Genomic DNA, 16,739 nt, shown 5'->3' with positions numbered 1-16,739 from the left:
CATGCAACTGACCCCGCGAGAAAAAGACAAGCTCCTGATCGCCATGGCCGCCGAAGTGGCCCGCAAGCGGCTCGCCCGCGGCGTGAAGCTCAACCACCCGGAGGCGATTGCGCTGATCACCGATGCGGTGGTGGAAGGCGCGCGCGATGGCCGTTCGGTGGCCGACATGATGGAAGCGGGGGCGCAGGTGATCACCCGCGATCAATGCATGGAGGGTGTGCCCGAGATGATCCACGAGGTTCAGGTGGAGGCCACCTTTCCCGACGGCACCAAGCTCGTCACCGTCCACAACCCGATCCGGTAGACCGGGCTTCAGCCCGGCCCCTGACCCAAGGAGACCAGATTATGCGTTCGATCATTGCCCTTGCCCTCATGACCACCCCGGCGCTCGCCCATCCCGGCGCCGGGCTTCACCTGCATGAAGCCGGTGGCTTCTGGATCGCTGCCGCCGCTTTCACCATCGGTCTTGGCCTTACCCTGCGCGTCGTCGTGCAGGCGGTGAGGGCGAAGGCATGATCCCCGGCGAGGTCTTCCCCGCGCCCGGCGAGTTGACGCTCAACGAAGGCCGCGAGGCGATTACCCTGATGGTGGCCAATACCGGCGACCGGCCGGTGCAGGTCGGCTCGCATTACCATTTCGCCGAAACCAACCCCGCGCTCGATTTCGACCGTGCGGCGGCGCATGGCACCCGGCTCGACATCGCCCCCGGCACGGCGGTGCGCTTCGAGCCGGGGCAACGGCGCGAAGTGCAATTGATTCCCATCGGCGGGCTGCGCAAGGTCTACGGGTTCAATCAGGCTGTGATGGGAGATTTGTAGCCATGGCCACCGTGCCCCTTCTGACCGACGATCAACTGAGCCCCGAGGCCGCCGCGGTGTTTGCCGATATCAGGGCGGTCCGGCAGACCGACTATGTGAATAACTTCTGGCGCGCGATGGCGAACGACCCCGCGACGCTGAAGGCCACCTGGGAGCGGCTCAAGGCGATCATGGGGCCGGGGGCGCTCGATCCGCTGACCAAGGAGATGCTCTATATCGCCGTTTCGGTGGCCAATGCCTGCGAATATTGCGTTCATTCCCACACCGCCAGCGCGAGGGCGAAGGGGATGAGCGACGAGATGTATGGCGAATTGCTCGCCGTGGTCGGCATGGCGAGCCAGACCAACGCTTTGTCCACCGCCATGCAGGTGCCGGTGGATGAGCGGTTCAGGGTGTGAGGGGCGGGCCATGCCGATGAACCTCGAAGGCTCCTGCCAGTGCGGCGCGGTGACCTTCCGCATCGCCAGCCACGCGCCGGTGCCCTATCAGCGCTGCTATTGCACGATCTGCCGCAAGACGGCGGGGACGGGCGGCTTCGCCATCAACATTGGTGGCATTGCCGATACTCTGGCGGTGACGGGGCAGGAAAATGTCGGCGTGTTCCGCGCCGAGCTGGACCGCGACGGGGTGTGCGAGCTCAGCGAGGAGCGGCGGCATTACTGCACCCGATGCGGCACCGCGCTCTGGGTCGCCGATCCCGGCGCGCCCGAGAGCGTGTTCCCCTTCGCCGCGGCGATCGACACCGCTTTGCCGCTGCCGCCGGAGCACGTGCATATCATGCTCGACCACAAGGCGCCCTGGGTGGTGGTGCCCGAGGGGCCGGAGCACCGGCATTTCGAACAATTCCCCGAAGAGACAATCGCAGACTGGCACAAGGCCCGTGGGCTTTGGGTGGAGTGAGGACCAAGAGGAAGATGGCTAGCGTGCTTGTCCCGAACAGAGGTTCGCCCCCGGCCCGAGGGTGGGGGCGATTTCGCCCCCGTTCCGCCGATGCCCGCCGCGCCGAACAGAGGTTTGCGCCCGGCACCGAGGGTGGGCGCGGCTTCGCGCCCGCCCTGGGGGGCGGGGTCGGGCGCGAACCGGTCCGCAAGCGGACCGGGGGGACTGATCCGAACCAGCCGCCAATCCCGCCAGGGTTCCACAACGAACAGTGAGGCTCACGAAACCATGCCCGTCCAAATCTCCCGCCGCGACTATGCCGCCATGTTCGGCCCCACCACCGGCGACAAGGTCCGCCTCGCCGACACCGACCTGATCATCGAGGTCGAGCGTGACCTGACCGCCCATCCCGAGGGCTATAACGGCTCGCTCTACGGCGAGCAGGTGAAGTTCGGCGGCGGCAAGGTGATCCGCGACGGGATGGGCCAGTCCCAGGCCACGCGGGCGCAGGGCGCGGTCGATACCGTCATCACCAACGCGCTGATCGTCGACCATTCCGGCATCTACAAGGCCGATGTCGGCCTGAAAGACGGGCGTATTGCCGGGATCGGCAAGGCGGGCAACCCCGATACCCAGCCGGGGGTGGACATCATCGTCGGCCCCGGCACCGAGGCGATTGCCGGCGAGGGCAAGATCCTCACCGCTGGCGGGTTCGACAGCCATATCCACTGGATCGCGCCGCAACAGATCGAGGATGCGCTGCATTCGGGCCTGACCACGATGCTCGGCGGCGGCACCGGCCCGGCGCATGGCACGCTGGCCACCACCTGCACCCCCGGCCCGTGGAACATCGCCCGGATGTTGCAGGCCGTCGATGGCGTGCCGATGAATATCGGCTTCGCGGGCAAGGGCAATGCCTCGTTGCCCGCGCCGCTGGAAGAGCAGATCCTCGCCGGCGCCTGTTCGCTCAAGCTGCATGAAGACTGGGGCACCACCCCCGCCGCGATCGACAATTGCCTGTCGGTCGCCGATGCGCTCGACGTGCAGGTGATGATCCATACCGACACGCTGAACGAGTCGGGCTTCGTGGAAAACACCGTGGCGGCGATGAAGGGCCGCACCATCCACGCCTTCCACACCGAAGGGGCGGGGGGCGGCCACGCGCCCGATATCATCCGCGTCGCGGGCGAGGAGCATGTGCTGCCCTCGTCCACCAACCCCACGCGCCCGTTTACGAAAAACACGCTCGAAGAACACCTCGACATGCTGATGGTCTGCCACCACCTCGACAAGTCGATCCCCGAAGACGTGGCCTTTGCCGAGAGCCGCATCCGGCGCGAGACCATCGCGGCGGAGGACATCCTGCACGATATGGGCGCGTTCTCGATCATCGCCTCGGATTCGCAGGCGATGGGCCGGGTCGGCGAAGTGATCATCCGCACCTGGCAGACCGCCGACAAGATGAAGAAGCAGCGCGGCGCGCTGGCGGAAGAGACCGGCGACAACGACAATTTCCGCGTCCGCCGCTACATCGCCAAATACACGATCAACCCGGCTATTGCGCACGGCGTTTCCCACGAGATCGGCTCCATCGAGGTGGGTAAACGCGCCGATCTGGTGCTGTGGAACCCGGCGTTTTTCGGGGTGAAGCCCGAAATGGTGCTGATGGGCGGCATGATCGTGGTGGCGCAGATGGGCGATCCCAATGCCTCGATCCCGACGCCGCAGCCGGTTTATTCCCGCCCGATGTTCGGCGCGATGGGGCGGGCGGTGGAGCACTCCGCGATCACCTTCGTGAGCGCGGCGGCGCAGGATGCGGGTGTGCGCGAAAAGCTCGGGTTGGCGAAGCAGACGCTGGCGGTGAGGAACACCCGCGGCATCGGCAAGAAAGACCTGATCCTGAACGACGCCACCCCGCATATCGAGGTGAACCCCGAAACCTACGAGGTGCGCGCCGATGGCGAATTGCTCACCTGCGCCCCCGCCGAGGTGCTGCCGATGGCGCAGCGGTATTTCCTGTTCTGAGGCCCGATATGTCGCTCCCCAAAGCCCATTCCGTCACCCATGCCCATCACGGCGACGAGGTGGTCACGCTCAGCTATGATGAACGTTTCCTGCGCCGCAAGACGCTGGTCACCGCTTCCGGCCTGCGCTTTCTTGTCGATCTCGAACATACCGCCTCGCTGGGGCTGCATGATGCCTTCCTGCTCGACGATGGCCGAAAAGTGCTGGTCGAGCCCGCGCCCGAAGCGCTGATCGAGGTGACGGGCGATGATCTGCCGCGCCTCGCCTGGCATATCGGCAACCGCCATACCCCGGCGCAGATCGAGCCGGGGCGCATCCTGATCCAGCGCGATCACGTCATGGCCCATATGCTGGCGACGCTCGGCGCGGTCACGCGCGAGGTCACCGCGCCCTTCACGCCTGAAGGCGGGGCCTATGGCCACGGGCGCACCCACGGGCATGACCATTCCGCCAGCCACGGGCCGGAGGACCACAGCCATGAGCACGACCACGCCCATGGCCACCGGCACGATCCGTTTCACGGCCACGGCCATGAGCACTGACCTCCTCACCCTCGCGCAATGGCTCTCGCCCGCCTTCCCGGTGGGCGCCTTCAGCTATTCGCACGGGCTGGAGGCTGCCTTCCATGCCGGCTGGATCAGTGATGCCGACAGCCTCGAAGCCTGGCTTGCCGACCTGCTCACCCATGGCGCGGGGCGCAGCGACGCCACGCTGCTCGCCGCCGCCTATCGGGGCAAGATGCCGCTCGGCGAGATCGACGAGATCGCCCGCGCCTTCACCCCCTCCGCCGAGCGCTTGCTGGAAACCGCCGCGCAAGGGCAGGCCTTTGCCGAGGTTGTCGGCGCGGTCTGGGGCGCGGAGCTGGACGGGCTCACCTACCCGGTGGCGCTGGGCGCCGCCGCGCGTGAGGGACTGCCGCTCGGCCTCACGCTCACGCTCTACCTGCAAGCCTTCACCTCGAACCTGATCGCCGCCGCCCAGCGTCTCGGCCCGATCGGCCAGACCGAGGGCCAGCGCATCCTGCACCGGCTCAGCCCCCTGATCGAGGCCACCGCCGAAGCCGCCACCCCCGGCGATCCCGACAGCCTCGCCTCCGCCGCCTTCCTCGCCGATATCGCCTCGATGCGGCACGAAACGCAATATTCCCGCATCTTCCGAAGCTGAGCCTTTTTCTTGGCCCAAATACTCACCTCCCACCGCGCCACAGGAGACATGCCATGACATCTTCCCCCAACGGCCCGCTCCGCGTCGGCATCGGCGGCCCGGTCGGGGCCGGCAAGACCACGCTCACCGCAAAGCTCGCAGCCGCGCTGAAAGACCGGCTCTCGCTCGCCGTCATCACCAACGACATCTACACCCGTGAGGATGCCGAAGCCCTGATGCGGCTGCAAATCCTGCCCGAAGACAGGGTGATGGGGGTCGAGACCGGCGGCTGCCCGCATACGGCGATCCGTGAGGATGCCTCGATCAACCTCGCCGCCGTGGCGGCGCTCAATGCCCGCCATCCCGACCTCGACCTGATCCTGATCGAAAGCGGCGGCGACAACCTCTCGGCCACGTTCAGCCCGGAACTGGCGGATGTCACGCTCTACGTGATCGACGTGGCGGCGGGAGAGGACATTCCGCGCAAAGGCGGCCCGGCGATCACCCGGTCGGACCTGCTGATCATCAACAAGCGTGACCTCGCGCCTTACGTGGGCGCCAATCTCGACGTGATGGACCGCGACGCGGCGCGGATGCGGGCGGGCAAGCCCTATGTTTTCACCGCGCTGCGCCATGGCGAGGGGGTGGAAGAGATCGTCCGCCACCTCGCCGGGATCGGCGGGCTGGACCTCGCCGCGCCCGGCGCGGAGGATGCTGCATAGCAGCATTGCAGAATCGGCACTTCTCGGGCAGTTCAGCCTGGCTTACCTTGAGAGCCAAGGGAGGAAACGGACAGAACAACTTCTGAGGTTTCCAAAATGGCTTATATCGCAACCGCTCACAACGCGGCTGATCACCGCTCGCTGATGTCGCGCGTCCTCACGGCGCTCGGCAACTTTTTCTCCGACTATGCCGAAGCCCGCTCGCGCAGCGCCGAGATCGAGGCGCTGACCAGGCTGACCGACGCCGAACTCGCCAAACGCGGCCTGACCCGCGAAGGCATCGTCCACCACGTCTTCTCGTCCTCGTTCTACCTCTGAACCGGGGATATCGCTGCCGCAAGGCCGGGCCGGCGCCCGGCCTTTTTGCGTGACGGCGCCTTTGGCGGCGGCGCATCGGGCATTGCGGCGGAAGGGCTGGAGCGGGCGACGGGAATCGAACCCGTATCTCTTGCTTGGAAGGCAAGGGTCTTACCATTACACAACGCCCGCTCGGCACGACTCCATCTATTTTACGTACCAAGGATGGTCAAGGCATCTGCAGAGTGATGCTCATGTGGTGAGGCGTCTGGCGCAAAGGGTCGATGCCTGTTTTCGAAGGCTGCTGCGGCCACGCCGTCAGGGCCCCTCGCTCGGTATCCCGGCAAATCTCGTAAGACCGATCCTCTGTGTTGCACAACGGGGTGGCATATGGCGAGCGGACCCTTGTTGGCGTAAGGTCGCGCGATGAGCGTGCTTCACCTGCTGACCGGTTGGCCCGGAAAATCACCGTCCGGCGAGGGCCTTCCGGCCCATCCGGCAGTTTACCACATGCTTGATGTCGCGGCCGTCGCGGAAGCCCTGATTGAAAACGAAGAATTCGATACGCCGAGACGACAAGCCATCGTATTCCTGACCGCGCTCCACGATCTCGGCAAGATCAACGAGGCTTTTCGATCCATGCTGACGGAGGGCAGGGCGCAGGTCTTTGGCAGGCACTGGGAGGTGACCGAAGTCTTCTTGCGGGAGGCCGATCACGAGTTCGAGTGCCTTGGGCTGGACGGGCAGAGACGCAAGTGGCTCTACGGCGCGGTGGCAGGGCATCACGGGCGACCTCCGGAAAAGAGCGGTGACGCCTTCCTGCGGATGAAACGCGCGGCAGGGCCGGAGGCGTTTTCCGATGCGGTCGAGGTGATCCGGGCATTTCGGAAGCTCTGGCCGAATGGATCGCTCGCCGAAATGTCGCGCGACGAGGTGCGCGCCCTGTCATGGTGGCTGCCGGGGTTCATCACGGCGGCGGACTGGATTGGCTCCAATGCGGAGTGGTTTCCGGCCGAAGCGCCGGGGCTTGCACTCGCAGATTACCTTGATGCGGTGCGCAACCGGGCCGCCCGTGCCGTGCAGGAAACCGGGCTCGTGCCTGCCCGCGTGACCGAAACGTCTCTGTTTCGCCACACACCTCGCCCGATGCAGGCGCATGCCGCTGACGTGCCTCTGCCAGACGGGCCTGTACTGGCGATCATGGAAGACGGGACGGGATCGGGCAAGACCGAGGCCGCGCTGGTGCTTGCGCAGCGGATGTTGCAGGCGGGCAAGGGCCGGGGGCTGTTCTTTGCCTTGCCGACGATGGCGACGGCGGACGCGATGTTCGCCCGCCTCAGGCCCGATCTCGGCAGGCTTTTTGCCACACCTCCGAGCCTGACCCTCGCGCACGGGCGTGCAGGGATCTCGCGCGAGTGGCGTGATCTCGCGCTGACCGCGATGCGGCACGAAGACGAGCCCGGTCCGACAGCATGGTTGAGCGACAATCGCCGAAAGGCGCTTCTGGCGAACGTGGGGATCGGGACGATCGACCAGGCGCTGCTGGCGGTGCTGAAGGCCAAACATGCGCCGCTCAGGCTGTATGGGTTGTCGTCGAAGATCCTGATCGTCGACGAGGTGCACGAAGTTGGCGACCCATATATGGCGGAACTGCTGGCGACCCTCTTGCGTTCCCATCGGCAAAACGGTGGCTCGGCTATTCTGTTGACGGCGACGCTCCCCGTCGCGCAACGAGACATGCTTTTGCGGGCCTGGGGCGCGGAGCCGCCCGCCTTGGCGCCTTACCCCGCGCTCACCCTTGCGGGCGCGGCGCCTGAGACTGTCGCGCCGATGCCAGACCTGCGGGGGGCCATCACGGTCGAGCGACTGGAAGACGACGAGGCGGTCGTATCCCTGCTGCAAGGGGCGGCGGCGCAAGGGGCAGCCTGCGTCTGGGTGCGCAATGCGGTCGACGATGCGATGGCGGCGGTGCGGGCCTTGCGCGATCGCGGGGTCGAGGCAGACCTGCTGCACGCGCGCTTCGCTCTGGCCGACCGCCTCGCGCATCAGGGCGGCATCCTGGAGCGGTTCGGAAAGGAGCGAACGGGCGGGGCCGGGCGCGTGCTGGTGGCCACGCAGGTCGTGGAATCCTCGCTCGATCTCGATTTTGACGTGATGGTGTCTGATCTTGCTCCCATCGCGGCCCTGATCCAGCGCGCGGGGCGGCTTTGGCGACACATGGACCTGCGACCAGCCGAAAGCCGCCCGGTTAGGGCACCGGTGCTGCACGTCCTCTCCCCGGACCCTGCCGCGGTGGACGACAGCACATGGCTGCATCGCGTGCTCGACGGTGGGGCCTGGGTGTATCCGCTCGATCAGCAATGGCGCACCGCGCAGGCGCTGTTCTCGGCTGGTATGATCGAAACGCCGCATGGATTGCGTCTATTGATCGAGGCCGTTGAAGGGCCCAACGCGGACCCGGTTCCACCGCAGTTGGAGGAGGCGGAACAGGAACGCATCGGGGCGGGCTACGGCGCGCGGACTTTGGCCGGGATGAACCGGATCGACCTCGACCGGGACTACCGCGACGGCGGCGGCGGCGCGGACGACCGCGACTATCCAACACGTCTCGGGGTGGAGCAGAAAGTGCTTGTCCTGGCCCGGTGGGAGAACGGGCGGGTGGTTCCCTGGGCGGATGAGGCCGATAGGACGGAAGACGAGCTTTGGGTGTTGTCCGAAGTCAGCGTGGCCGCGCGGCGGGCGGAGAAACTGGCTCTCCCGGATCAGGATGTGCCCGAGATTCTGGCGGTGACAAAGGGCTGGCCCGAGTGGCGGCGTGAGGCGGTGACCCTGTGCCCGGTGGGGGCAGATGGCCGGATTTGCGAGGGGTTGCATTACCGGGCGGCCGAGGGGCTGGTGTTTGCCGAAAGGAGCGCCGAAACGGGTTGACAGGTGAGGGGAAGGCTCGCAGCATTCCGCTAGATGTAGTAGGTGGTCTGATTTCGTGCCCCTAAACTTGATAAACGACAATTGGATTCCCGTTGTAACCAAGGACGGTGTGCGCCGGGTGATTGCGCCCTGGGAGATGGCCGGTCCTGACATTCTCGGGCCCGACTGACCGCGCCCTGATCTCAATCTTGGTTGCCTCGAGTTCCTGATCGGGCTGGCTTTCCTCGCCGATCCGCCCGCAAACGCTGACGACTGGGAGGATCGGCAGGCCCCGGACCCTGATCGTTTGCGGGACCGGCTCGCGTCTTGTGCCCCCGCCTTCAATGTGTTCGGCGACGGGCCCCGGTTCCTGCAGGATCTGGAAGACCTCGACGGAGCGCCAAATCCGCCGGAGATGCTGTTCATCGACAGCGCGGGCGCGAATGCCGCCCGGAACAACGCCGATCTGATGGTGCATCGTGGACGTTATGCAGCCCTCGGTCCGGCACTGGCGGCGATGGCGCTCTACACCTTTCAGGCACATGCGCCTGCTGGTGGTGCGGGAATGCGCACGTCGATGCGTGGCGGTGGGCCGATGGCTACCCTGATTGATCCCGGTCTCGGGCTCTGGTCGCTTGTCTGGGCCTACGTGCCTGATGGCCATCCTGGCGATCCCTCGACGCTGCCGTGGATGAACCCAACGCGGACTTCGGAAAAGAATGGCAGCGAACGATATCCGGTGCAGGGCACGGAGGCGGAGGCGTTTTTCGGGATGCCTCGGCGACTGCGGCTCGTCGAGGAGGATGGGCTTGTCACCGGCGTGGTTCAGCGCCCCTATGGGGTGAATTATGCCGATTGGGTGCATCCCTTGACGCCATACTACAGGATGAAGGAAGGCGCCGAGCCGCTGCCGAAACATCCGAAACCGGGGCCGCTCGGCTACCGAAACTGGCTGCGCGTCGTCGTGCAGGACTACGAAGGAAGGTTGACCGAAACCGCCCGTTCTCTGCGCCTCTGGGATCAGCGAAGCGATGGAGCGCAGGCTCATCTGATCGTGGCAGGATGACCGCTTATATCGACCGGGGCGACGCGGTGATGATCTGGAAAGCCCCGACCGATCAAGGCTACGACTTTGCGACCGTCGGCACCAATCGCCGTATGCCAGTCGATTTCCACGGTTTGAAACTCGTTTCCTTTGCTTCCACACGCCCGCCGAAGAATGACCGCTGACGGCGGTACGCTCTTTGATATTGTGAATCTTCTTGCGGACCAATAGGTTGCAGCCAGTCTGTTCCCCGCACGCGCGGGGATGAACTGGTCAACGAGGCCGTCCGCATTGGTCCTGAAGTGCCTTTTGCGTATCGCGATAGGTCCCCAACACAATGGGTGCTACCTCCCTGAATGCACCATCAGATCTTGTGACCTGTTCCGCTTCAACTCCGCGTTTTCAGGATGGTTCTGTTCAGGGTTTGGTCCATTTTCGACGGTTGGTGATACTCCCACAGGGTGCGCCCGCCGAGGCTCGTGTGGGGGGCGGTGATGGTGTAGTCGTCACGCGACGCCCCGATCAGCCTGCGGGCATGGCACAGGTTGGTGAACAGATGCTCGCTGAATCGGCTTCTCTTCATCGTCTGTCTCCTCAGTTGGCGAACAGGCTAACCTCAATGCAAGGACTTTTCCGGGGAGCAGGTCACTTGGCCCAGTCGATTTCCACCTGGCTCGGACCAAAAGCGGATAGGACGGATTCAATTTGGGCGGGGTGTATGCACAGTTTCCCGGTCATGCCGAGCGCTTTGGCGTGGCGCGCATCGGATGCGATCTCGCCCAAATCGTCGATCCGAAGCGTAACACCATCGACGGGCGCGGCGATCCCGGCCAAGCGAGAGGCGAGAACCAATTCGGATCGGGCGGACTGCAGAAGACTGCGCTCGTGATCCATGTTCAAATCGGCGCAATAATCAACGGAGCCGAAGACCAGCCGAGTGACACCCGCTGTCGCCGCAATGTCACGTGCATTCGCAAGCCCACGGGCGGTTTCGATGAGTGCGAGTAGCGCCGTCTTTTCGGGAAGTGTCGCCGCGATCCGCGCGAGCGTCGCGGGATCTTCGGCCTTCGGGACGATGACCCCATCGAGGTCTATCGCCGAAATCGCCGCGAGATCTGCCTCATGCCAGGGCATGCCATGCGCGTTGATGCGAACCAGAACAATCTGCTCGCCGAACCCGCCAATCAGCTGTTGCCGAGCGTCATCCTTGTCTTCCGGAAGAACGGAGTCTTCCAGGTCCAAAATGACAGCATCAGCACCCGAGGATGCCGCCTTGGCAAAACGCTCGGGGCGGGTTGCGGGGACGAAGATCGGCGCCCGCATTGTATCGGTCACTCCCATCCTGCGCTGGCCTCCATGGAAACCGGCCCGTTCCCGAACGCGGTCCAGAGCTTCATTTCGTTGCCTTCGGACGAAGCGTGCAGCGTCAGAGAGCCGGTGCCGATGGCAGGGAAGATGCCCCGATATGTGAAGCGGGAAAACGGCCGCTGCGACAGCTCGCGCGCGAAGAGCGCCAAGAGAGTCGCCTGCAGGGGACCATGGATCACAAGGCCACCGTAGCCTTCGACCCCCTTGGTATATGGCGCATCGTAGTGAATGCGATGCGCATTGAAGGTAATCGAGGAATACCGAAACAGTCGGGCCTCGTTGATCTCGATCTGCGTGCTGTGGGTTCCCATCGGTGCCGGGGGAGGCGTTTGGGCGCCTTGGGCGTTTGCGACGTGACCGCGGTAGACGATGTCCTGGCGTTCGTTGACTGCGAGTCTGCCGTCCGATGTGATCTTGTGGCGTAGGGTCACGAAGGTCAGCGGGCCGGAACGGCCCGCTTTCTCGACAATGTTCTCGATCTCCGAGGTGCGTGTCACGATATCGCCAATTCCGAGGGGAGCGAGAAGATTGATCTCGCCGCCCGCCCACATGCGCCTCGGAAGACCGACCGGCGGCAAAAAGGCGCCACGTGGCGGGTGGCCGTCCTGTGCAAGGGCGTTGGTGGCGATCGTGTCGGTGCAGAGACACCAATGGATGAGTTCCGGTGCCGGCGCGCCGATCGCGGTTGCCGAGTCTCTGTCGAGCGTCGCGTTGAAACGCGCGACGAGGCCGGGTGTGAGAATGTCCTCGACGACTTCGGTCTTGCCGATCCAGTCCCGAAGATCCGCACCCATGTCGCCGGTCATTCTTCGAGGCTTTTCAGGCCCGGCACAGGGCCATATGCGCGCGGAGCGTCGAGGAACCGCGGGGCGGGTGCGGGATAAGATACCGGGCCGTTCTCCGTTTCCACCGTGATGCGCCGGAGGTGGGGATGATTGGAGAGCCCCTCCATGTCGTTGACCGTTGCGAACGCTACGTTCGCCGCCATCAGCCCTGCGCGGGCTTTTTCAAGCGACAGTCGCTTAAGGGCGGCGGCCACGATGGCGTCGGTCGCTTCACGGTTTCGAACACGTTCGACGTTTGTCGCGAAACGGGTATCGGTGCCCGGTCCGGGGTTCCCTATGAAGCCTGTGCAGAGTTCGCGCCATTCCCGATCGCTTTGTACGGCCAGCAGGATCTGCGCGCCGTCTTTGGTCTCGAATACCCCATAAGGTGCAATCGAGGGGTGCCTGAGGCCCATCCGCCTTGGCGGCGTTCCGGCCTCGTGGTTCAGGAGCGGGACGGTTAGCCACTCGGCGGTCACGTCGAACATCGAAATGCCGATATGCGATCCGCGCCCGGATATCGAGCGGCCGATAAGCGCTTCGAGGATGGCGGAGTAAGCTGTCGCGCCGGTGGCGATGTCGATAACCGAAATACCGACACGTGCCGGTTCGTCCGGGCCGCCCGTGAGGGAACAAAGACCGGCTTCGGCCTGAATGAGCAAGTCGTAGGCTTTGCGATCAGACATCGGGCCGGTTTCACCGTATCCGGATATGGAGCAGGTGATGAGGCGGGGGTAGTCCTGTTGCAGCCGCTCAATCCCGAAACCAAGGCGCTCGAGCGCTCCGGGTTTGAGGTTCTGTACAAGGACGTCGGTACTTTCCAGGAGCTTTTCGATCTCGGCCTTCGCCGACGCCGTCTTCAGGTCGAGAACGCGCGAGGTCTTCCCACGGTTCAGCCACACGAAATAGCTGGACTGACCGTTGGCAGCAGCATCGTAGCCCCTGGCAAAGTCACCTTCGGGGCGCTCGATCTTGATGACCTCCGCACCGGCGTCGGCAAGGCGCAACGTTGCGAAAGGAGCGGCAACCGCTTGCTCGATGGCAAGGACGCGCAGGCCGGCGAGCGGGAGCGTTTCAGGACTATCCATCAGAATGACCTCGGCATTCCAAGAACGTGCTCTGCGACATAGGACAGGATCAGGTTGGTTGAGATCGGTGCGACCTGATACAGCCTCGTCTCGCGGAACTTGCGTTCGATATCATACTCGCTGGCAAAGCCGTACCCACCGTGAAACTGGATGCAGGCGTTTGCAGCCTCCCAGCTCGCCTTGGCGGCGAGGTATTTCGCCATGTTCGCTTCGGTGCCGCAAGGTTCGCCCTGGTCGTAGAGCGCGCAGGCTTCGTAACGCATGAGATTTGCGGCCTCGACTTCGATGAACGCTTCGGCGATCGGGAATTGTACGCCCTGGTTCTGTCCGATCGGGCGCCCGAAAACCTCACGCTCGTTCACGTAGGAGGTTACCCGATCGGTGAACCAGTAGCCGTCGCCGATGCATTCCGCGGCGATGAGCGCGCGTTCCGCGTTCAGTCCCGTCAGGATGTACTTGAACCCCATCCCCTCTTCCCCGATCAGGTTTTCTGAGGGGATTTCGACGTTGTCGAAAAAGAGCTCGTTCGTCTCGTGGTTGACCATGTTCGGGATCGGACGCACCGACATGCCGCTCTTCATCGCGTCCGCGATGTCCACAAGGAACAGGGACAGACCTTCAGATTTCTTCTTTACGTCGGCCAGAGGGGTCGTCCGGGCAAGCAGGATCATCAGATCCGAATGCTGTACCCGGCTAATCCAGACCTTTTGCCCGTTGATCACATAGCGGTCGCCTTTGCGCACGGCGACCGTCTTGATCTTTGTCGTGTCGGTTCCCGTGGTCGGTTCGGTCACACCCATGGACTGAAGCCGGAGCTCGCCCGCGGCAATGCGCGGCAAGTATTCCCGGCGCTGTTGTTCCGACCCATGACGGATCAAGGTGTTCATATTGTACATCTGACCGTGGCACGCGCCGGAATTTCCGCCCGCCCGGTTGATCTCTTCCATGATGACCGACGCTTCGGTCAAGCCGAGGCCAGAACCTCCATATTCCTCCGGGATCAGCGCCGACATCCAGCCCGCATCTGTCAGCGCCTTCACGAACGCTTCCGGGTAGGCGCGATCCTCGTCGACCTTGCGATGGTAGTCATCGGGAAATTCACGGCACAGCGCGCGGATTCCTTCCCGGATGTCCTCATAGGGGTCATGGGTTAGATGGCGCACGGCATGTCTCCTCTGGGTCTCGCTCGGAGCAGAACAATAGGGCTACCCTTCCAATCAAACAAATATATGGTTTGTATCACATCCATACATGCTTGTTATGGGATTCGCGAAAATGGACCTGAAGCAGCTTCGATACTTCCTGGCGATTGCAGAAGAAGGCACGCTCTCTGCTGCGGCGCGTCGCCTGAATGTTGCGCAGCCTGCCTTGACTCATCACCTCCGAAACATGGAAACGGAACTTGGCGTTGAGTTGTTCAGGCGACATCCACGCGGGGTTGCGCTGACAGAGGCAGGCAGCTTGCTTCGACAACGCGCGACGCTTCTGCTCTCCGAATTTGAACGAACCCGCGACGACATCCGAAACCTTGAAGGCGATCCGAGAGGCGAAGTGCGGCTCGGCCTTCCGGCGACGATCAGCGAGATTCTGTCGGTGCCACTTATCCTGTCGGCTCAGGATGCACTCCCGGGCATCAAGCTTACGATTGCGGAGGCGATGAGTGGCTTCGTTCTGGACTGGCTCAAGGAGGGGCTTGTGGACATTGCCGTCCTTTACCTCCGAGACCCCAGCGGCGAGCTATCGTCTGAGCCTTTGCTGCGAGAGGAGCTGGTGGTCGTCTCACCACACGGCGCAGAGATTGGTGAAAGGGTGTCGATGCGGGATCTCTGTGCACGCAATCTGGTCTTGCCAAGCCGCACGCATGGCCTGCGGATGCAGCTCGAACAGGAAGCCGCCGCAGTTGGCGCCACGCTGCAACCAATCAACGAGCTGGATTCGTTCGTGAACATCAAACGGCTCGTCGCTGCAGGGCACTGCTCTTCGGTTCTGCCGCTCCATGCCGTGACCCATGCCAAAGACAAGGGCAGATTTCGCATCTCGCACTTTGATGGAAATGGCCTGTTCAGAGACGTGTTTCTGGTCGCACGGGAGCGCAAGACACTCAGTCATGCCTGTGCTGCGATCAGCATGAAACTACAGGAATGTGTCGAAAGCATTGTGGAAAAGGGTGAATGGCGCGGGGCATTTCCAATGGTCGGGCAAGATGCAAACGTGAGCGATAGTAGGCAATGACGCTGGGGCAGTCTGTCTTGCGGCCAGAGAAACGGACGGTGCCCTGCCGGCTTCGGGACAGGTGCAGGTGCTAGGCCGGTTCGGCCTGGCCCCAGTCCATTGCCTTGAAGTCTTCGCGGAAGGCGAAGCGTTCGAGGTGTTTGTCGATCACCGACCGGGCCTGGTCGGCATGGTTCGCGTCATCCAGCTCGACGCGGACGGTCAGCCCGCCGCCATCGGCCTGCATATGCGCCGTGCCGAAAGCGAAGTGGCAGGCGCCCTCGGTTTCGGTGAAGCTGGTTTCGATCTTGTGGCCGAAATGCTTGCAGAGCTGTTGCAGGTATTTCGAGCCGTGCTCGGTGGCGTAGGTTCCGGTGAGTACATACATGTTCGCGCTAAATCCGATTGTTTTTGTCAGCCTCTATGGACTCGCCGATTCCGTTCGATTAATCAAGGGGCGTTGAAACCGTCCGCAGCCAGCCAGACAGCAAGCCAGCCGGCATAACAGGAGCATCCTGATGCTGAAACCGCTTGCCCTCGCCCTGGCGATGGCGGCCAGCCCCGTGCTGGCCGAAACCGTCACCATCGAAACCGCCCTTGGCTCCGCCGAGGTGCCGAAATCGCCGCAAACCATTGCCGTCTTCGACGTGACCGCGCTCGACACGCTCGATGCGCTCGGCGTCAAAGCCGACGGGGTGGTGAGCCCCCATCTTGTCTCGTATCTCGACGCCGCCGCCGAGGGTGCAACCCCCGTGGGCACCTTGTTCGAGCCAGACTACGAGGCGGTGGCCGCACTCGCCCCCGATCTGATCATCGCCGGCGGGCGCTCTGCCGCGGTCGTGCCCGATCTGGCGAAGATCGCCCCGACCATCGACATGACGGCCCGCAACGACGCGGTGGGCGAGGGTCTCGCCCGGCTGGCGGCCTTCGGCGAAATCTTCGACAGGCAGGACGAGGCCGGGGCGCTGGCCGACAGTTTCAACGCAAAACTCGACGCCGCCCGTGCCGCCGTGGCCGGCAAGGGCGGGGCGCTGATCCTGATGACCAACGGGCCGAAGGTTTCGGCCTATGGCACGGCCGGGCGGTTCGGCTGGCTGCACAACAATCTGGGCATCCCCGAAGCGGTGGAGGCGGTGGAAGAGGCCACCCATGGCGAGGCGATCAGCTTCGAATTCATCCGCGATGCCGACCCGGATATCCTGCTGGTGGTCGATCGGCTGGCCGCCACCGGCCAGGAGGGCGACAGCGCCGAGGCGACGCTGGACAACGCGCTCGTGCACGAAACCAAAGCCTGGCAGACCGGCAAGGTGATCTACCTCGATCCCGGCCGGCTCTATATCACCGGCGGCGGCATTCAGGCGATGTCGCATATCCTCGACCAGATCACCGCCGCTTTCGCCGAGAGCTGAGCG

General features: G+C 64.0%; 20 protein-coding genes, 1 tRNA gene and 1 pseudogene. 15 read left to right on the top strand and 7 right to left on the bottom strand.

Going from position 1 to position 16,739, the window contains the following annotated elements; genetic code table 11:
• The first annotated feature begins 1 nt into the window (after window position 1).
• The 10 genes from QMG28_RS15305 to QMG28_RS15260 all read left to right on the top strand — a co-directional run bounded on the left by QMG28_RS15305 (window position 2) and on the right by QMG28_RS15260 (window position 5,905).
• Window positions 2-304 carry an urease subunit gamma gene (locus QMG28_RS15305; protein ID WP_281843191.1) on the top strand — a complete coding sequence of 101 codons (303 nt, stop codon included), beginning with the start codon at window positions 2-4 and terminating at the stop codon, window positions 302-304.
• 41 nt (window positions 305-345) lie between these two features.
• On the top strand, window positions 346-516 hold the full coding sequence (locus tag QMG28_RS15300) for a hypothetical protein (protein ID WP_281843190.1): 171 nt from the start codon (window positions 346-348) through the stop codon (window positions 514-516).
• Complete coding sequence (locus tag QMG28_RS15295; RefSeq protein WP_281843189.1) at window positions 513-818, top strand: urease subunit beta; 306 nt, start codon at window positions 513-515, stop codon at window positions 816-818. Before QMG28_RS15300 ends, QMG28_RS15295 begins: the two co-directional genes overlap by 4 nt.
• 2 nt (window positions 819-820) lie before the next feature.
• Window positions 821-1,216: a carboxymuconolactone decarboxylase family protein gene (locus QMG28_RS15290; protein WP_281843188.1), complete on the top strand. Its 396-nt coding sequence runs from the start codon at window positions 821-823 to the stop codon at window positions 1,214-1,216.
• A gap of 10 nt (window positions 1,217-1,226) precedes the next feature.
• Window positions 1,227-1,718 carry a GFA family protein gene (locus QMG28_RS15285; RefSeq protein WP_281843187.1) on the top strand — a complete coding sequence of 164 codons (492 nt, stop codon included), beginning with the start codon at window positions 1,227-1,229 and terminating at the stop codon, window positions 1,716-1,718.
• A gap of 267 nt (window positions 1,719-1,985) precedes the next feature.
• Window positions 1,986-3,722, top strand: a complete 1,737-nt coding sequence (ureC, locus tag QMG28_RS15280; protein ID WP_281843186.1) for an urease subunit alpha — start codon at window positions 1,986-1,988, stop codon at window positions 3,720-3,722.
• Between the two features lie 8 nt (window positions 3,723-3,730).
• Window positions 3,731-4,264 (top strand): urease accessory protein UreE, encoded by a 534-nt coding sequence (locus QMG28_RS15275; RefSeq protein WP_281843185.1) that lies wholly within the window; start codon window positions 3,731-3,733, stop codon window positions 4,262-4,264.
• Window positions 4,254-4,886: an urease accessory protein UreF gene (locus QMG28_RS15270; protein WP_281843184.1), complete on the top strand. Its 633-nt coding sequence runs from the start codon at window positions 4,254-4,256 to the stop codon at window positions 4,884-4,886. Before QMG28_RS15275 ends, QMG28_RS15270 begins: the two co-directional genes overlap by 11 nt.
• Window positions 4,887-4,939: 53 nt before the next feature.
• Window positions 4,940-5,587, top strand: a complete 648-nt coding sequence (gene ureG, locus QMG28_RS15265; protein ID WP_281843183.1) for an urease accessory protein UreG — start codon at window positions 4,940-4,942, stop codon at window positions 5,585-5,587.
• Window positions 5,588-5,683: 96 nt separating this feature from the next.
• On the top strand, window positions 5,684-5,905 hold the full coding sequence (locus QMG28_RS15260; protein WP_281843182.1) for a DUF1127 domain-containing protein: 222 nt from the start codon (window positions 5,684-5,686) through the stop codon (window positions 5,903-5,905).
• Between the two features lie 97 nt (window positions 5,906-6,002).
• On the opposite strand, the gene QMG28_RS15255 is transcribed toward QMG28_RS15260, so the two are convergent.
• Window positions 6,003-6,076: transfer RNA gene (locus QMG28_RS15255), tRNA-Gly, on the bottom strand.
• Window positions 6,077-6,310: 234 nt separating this feature from the next.
• On the opposite strand from QMG28_RS15255, the gene cas3 reads away from it, so the two are divergent.
• From cas3 to cas2e, 3 genes and pseudogenes are all read left to right on the top strand, one after another.
• Window positions 6,311-8,812, top strand: coding sequence for a CRISPR-associated helicase Cas3' (gene cas3 / locus QMG28_RS15250; protein ID WP_281843181.1), 2,502 nt, complete (start codon window positions 6,311-6,313; stop codon window positions 8,810-8,812).
• 181 nt (window positions 8,813-8,993) lie between these two features.
• A pseudogene (gene casA, locus QMG28_RS15245) lies at window positions 8,994-9,857 on the top strand (type I-E CRISPR-associated protein Cse1/CasA); the annotation flags it as partial.
• Window positions 9,854-10,021 carry a type I-E CRISPR-associated endoribonuclease Cas2e gene (gene cas2e, locus QMG28_RS15240; protein ID WP_281843180.1) on the top strand — a complete coding sequence of 56 codons (168 nt, stop codon included), beginning with the start codon at window positions 9,854-9,856 and terminating at the stop codon, window positions 10,019-10,021. The pseudogene casA and the gene cas2e, both read left to right, overlap by 4 nt.
• A gap of 203 nt (window positions 10,022-10,224) precedes the next feature.
• Here the strand turns inward: cas2e and QMG28_RS15235 are convergent, their stop codons facing one another.
• From QMG28_RS15235 to QMG28_RS15215, 5 genes are all read right to left on the bottom strand, one after another.
• Window positions 10,225-10,419 carry an integrase core domain-containing protein gene (locus tag QMG28_RS15235; RefSeq protein ID WP_434784449.1) on the bottom strand — a complete coding sequence of 65 codons (195 nt, stop codon included), beginning with the start codon at window positions 10,417-10,419 and terminating at the stop codon, window positions 10,225-10,227.
• Window positions 10,420-10,481: 62 nt separating this feature from the next.
• Window positions 10,482-11,177: an HpcH/HpaI aldolase/citrate lyase family protein gene (locus QMG28_RS15230; RefSeq protein WP_281843179.1), complete on the bottom strand. Its 696-nt coding sequence runs from the start codon at window positions 11,175-11,177 to the stop codon at window positions 10,482-10,484.
• Window positions 11,168-12,010: an HTD2 family dehydratase gene (locus QMG28_RS15225; RefSeq protein ID WP_281843178.1), complete on the bottom strand. Its 843-nt coding sequence runs from the start codon at window positions 12,008-12,010 to the stop codon at window positions 11,168-11,170. The genes QMG28_RS15230 and QMG28_RS15225 overlap by 10 nt, the downstream gene beginning before the upstream one ends.
• Complete coding sequence (locus QMG28_RS15220; protein ID WP_281843177.1) at window positions 12,007-13,116, bottom strand: CaiB/BaiF CoA transferase family protein; 1,110 nt, start codon at window positions 13,114-13,116, stop codon at window positions 12,007-12,009. The genes QMG28_RS15225 and QMG28_RS15220 overlap by 4 nt, the downstream gene beginning before the upstream one ends.
• Entirely contained in the window at window positions 13,116-14,279 is a 1,164-nt protein-coding gene (locus tag QMG28_RS15215; RefSeq protein ID WP_281843176.1) for an acyl-CoA dehydrogenase family protein, read from the bottom strand. The genes QMG28_RS15220 and QMG28_RS15215 overlap by 1 nt, the downstream gene beginning before the upstream one ends.
• Window positions 14,280-14,391: 112 nt before the next feature.
• Here QMG28_RS15215 and QMG28_RS15210 point away from each other — a divergent pair, with 112 nt between their 5' ends.
• Window positions 14,392-15,348 (top strand): LysR family transcriptional regulator, encoded by a 957-nt coding sequence (locus QMG28_RS15210; RefSeq protein ID WP_281843175.1) that lies wholly within the window; start codon window positions 14,392-14,394, stop codon window positions 15,346-15,348.
• Between the two features lie 70 nt (window positions 15,349-15,418).
• Here the strand turns inward: QMG28_RS15210 and QMG28_RS15205 are convergent, their stop codons facing one another.
• Window positions 15,419-15,715, bottom strand: a complete 297-nt coding sequence (locus QMG28_RS15205; protein WP_281843174.1) for a DUF2218 domain-containing protein — start codon at window positions 15,713-15,715, stop codon at window positions 15,419-15,421.
• 130 nt (window positions 15,716-15,845) lie between these two features.
• Between QMG28_RS15205 and QMG28_RS15200 the strand changes: the two genes are divergently transcribed.
• Window positions 15,846-16,736: a siderophore ABC transporter substrate-binding protein gene (locus QMG28_RS15200; RefSeq protein ID WP_281843173.1), complete on the top strand. Its 891-nt coding sequence runs from the start codon at window positions 15,846-15,848 to the stop codon at window positions 16,734-16,736.
• The last annotated feature ends 3 nt before the right edge of the window (window positions 16,737-16,739 follow it).

This window comes from Sinisalibacter aestuarii (assembly GCF_027923545.1).
Classification (GTDB): domain Bacteria; phylum Pseudomonadota; class Alphaproteobacteria; order Rhodobacterales; family Rhodobacteraceae; genus Sinisalibacter; species Sinisalibacter aestuarii.
The sequence above is the reverse complement of the archived record's forward strand: the minus strand, read 5'-3'. Positions and strand labels throughout refer to the sequence as shown.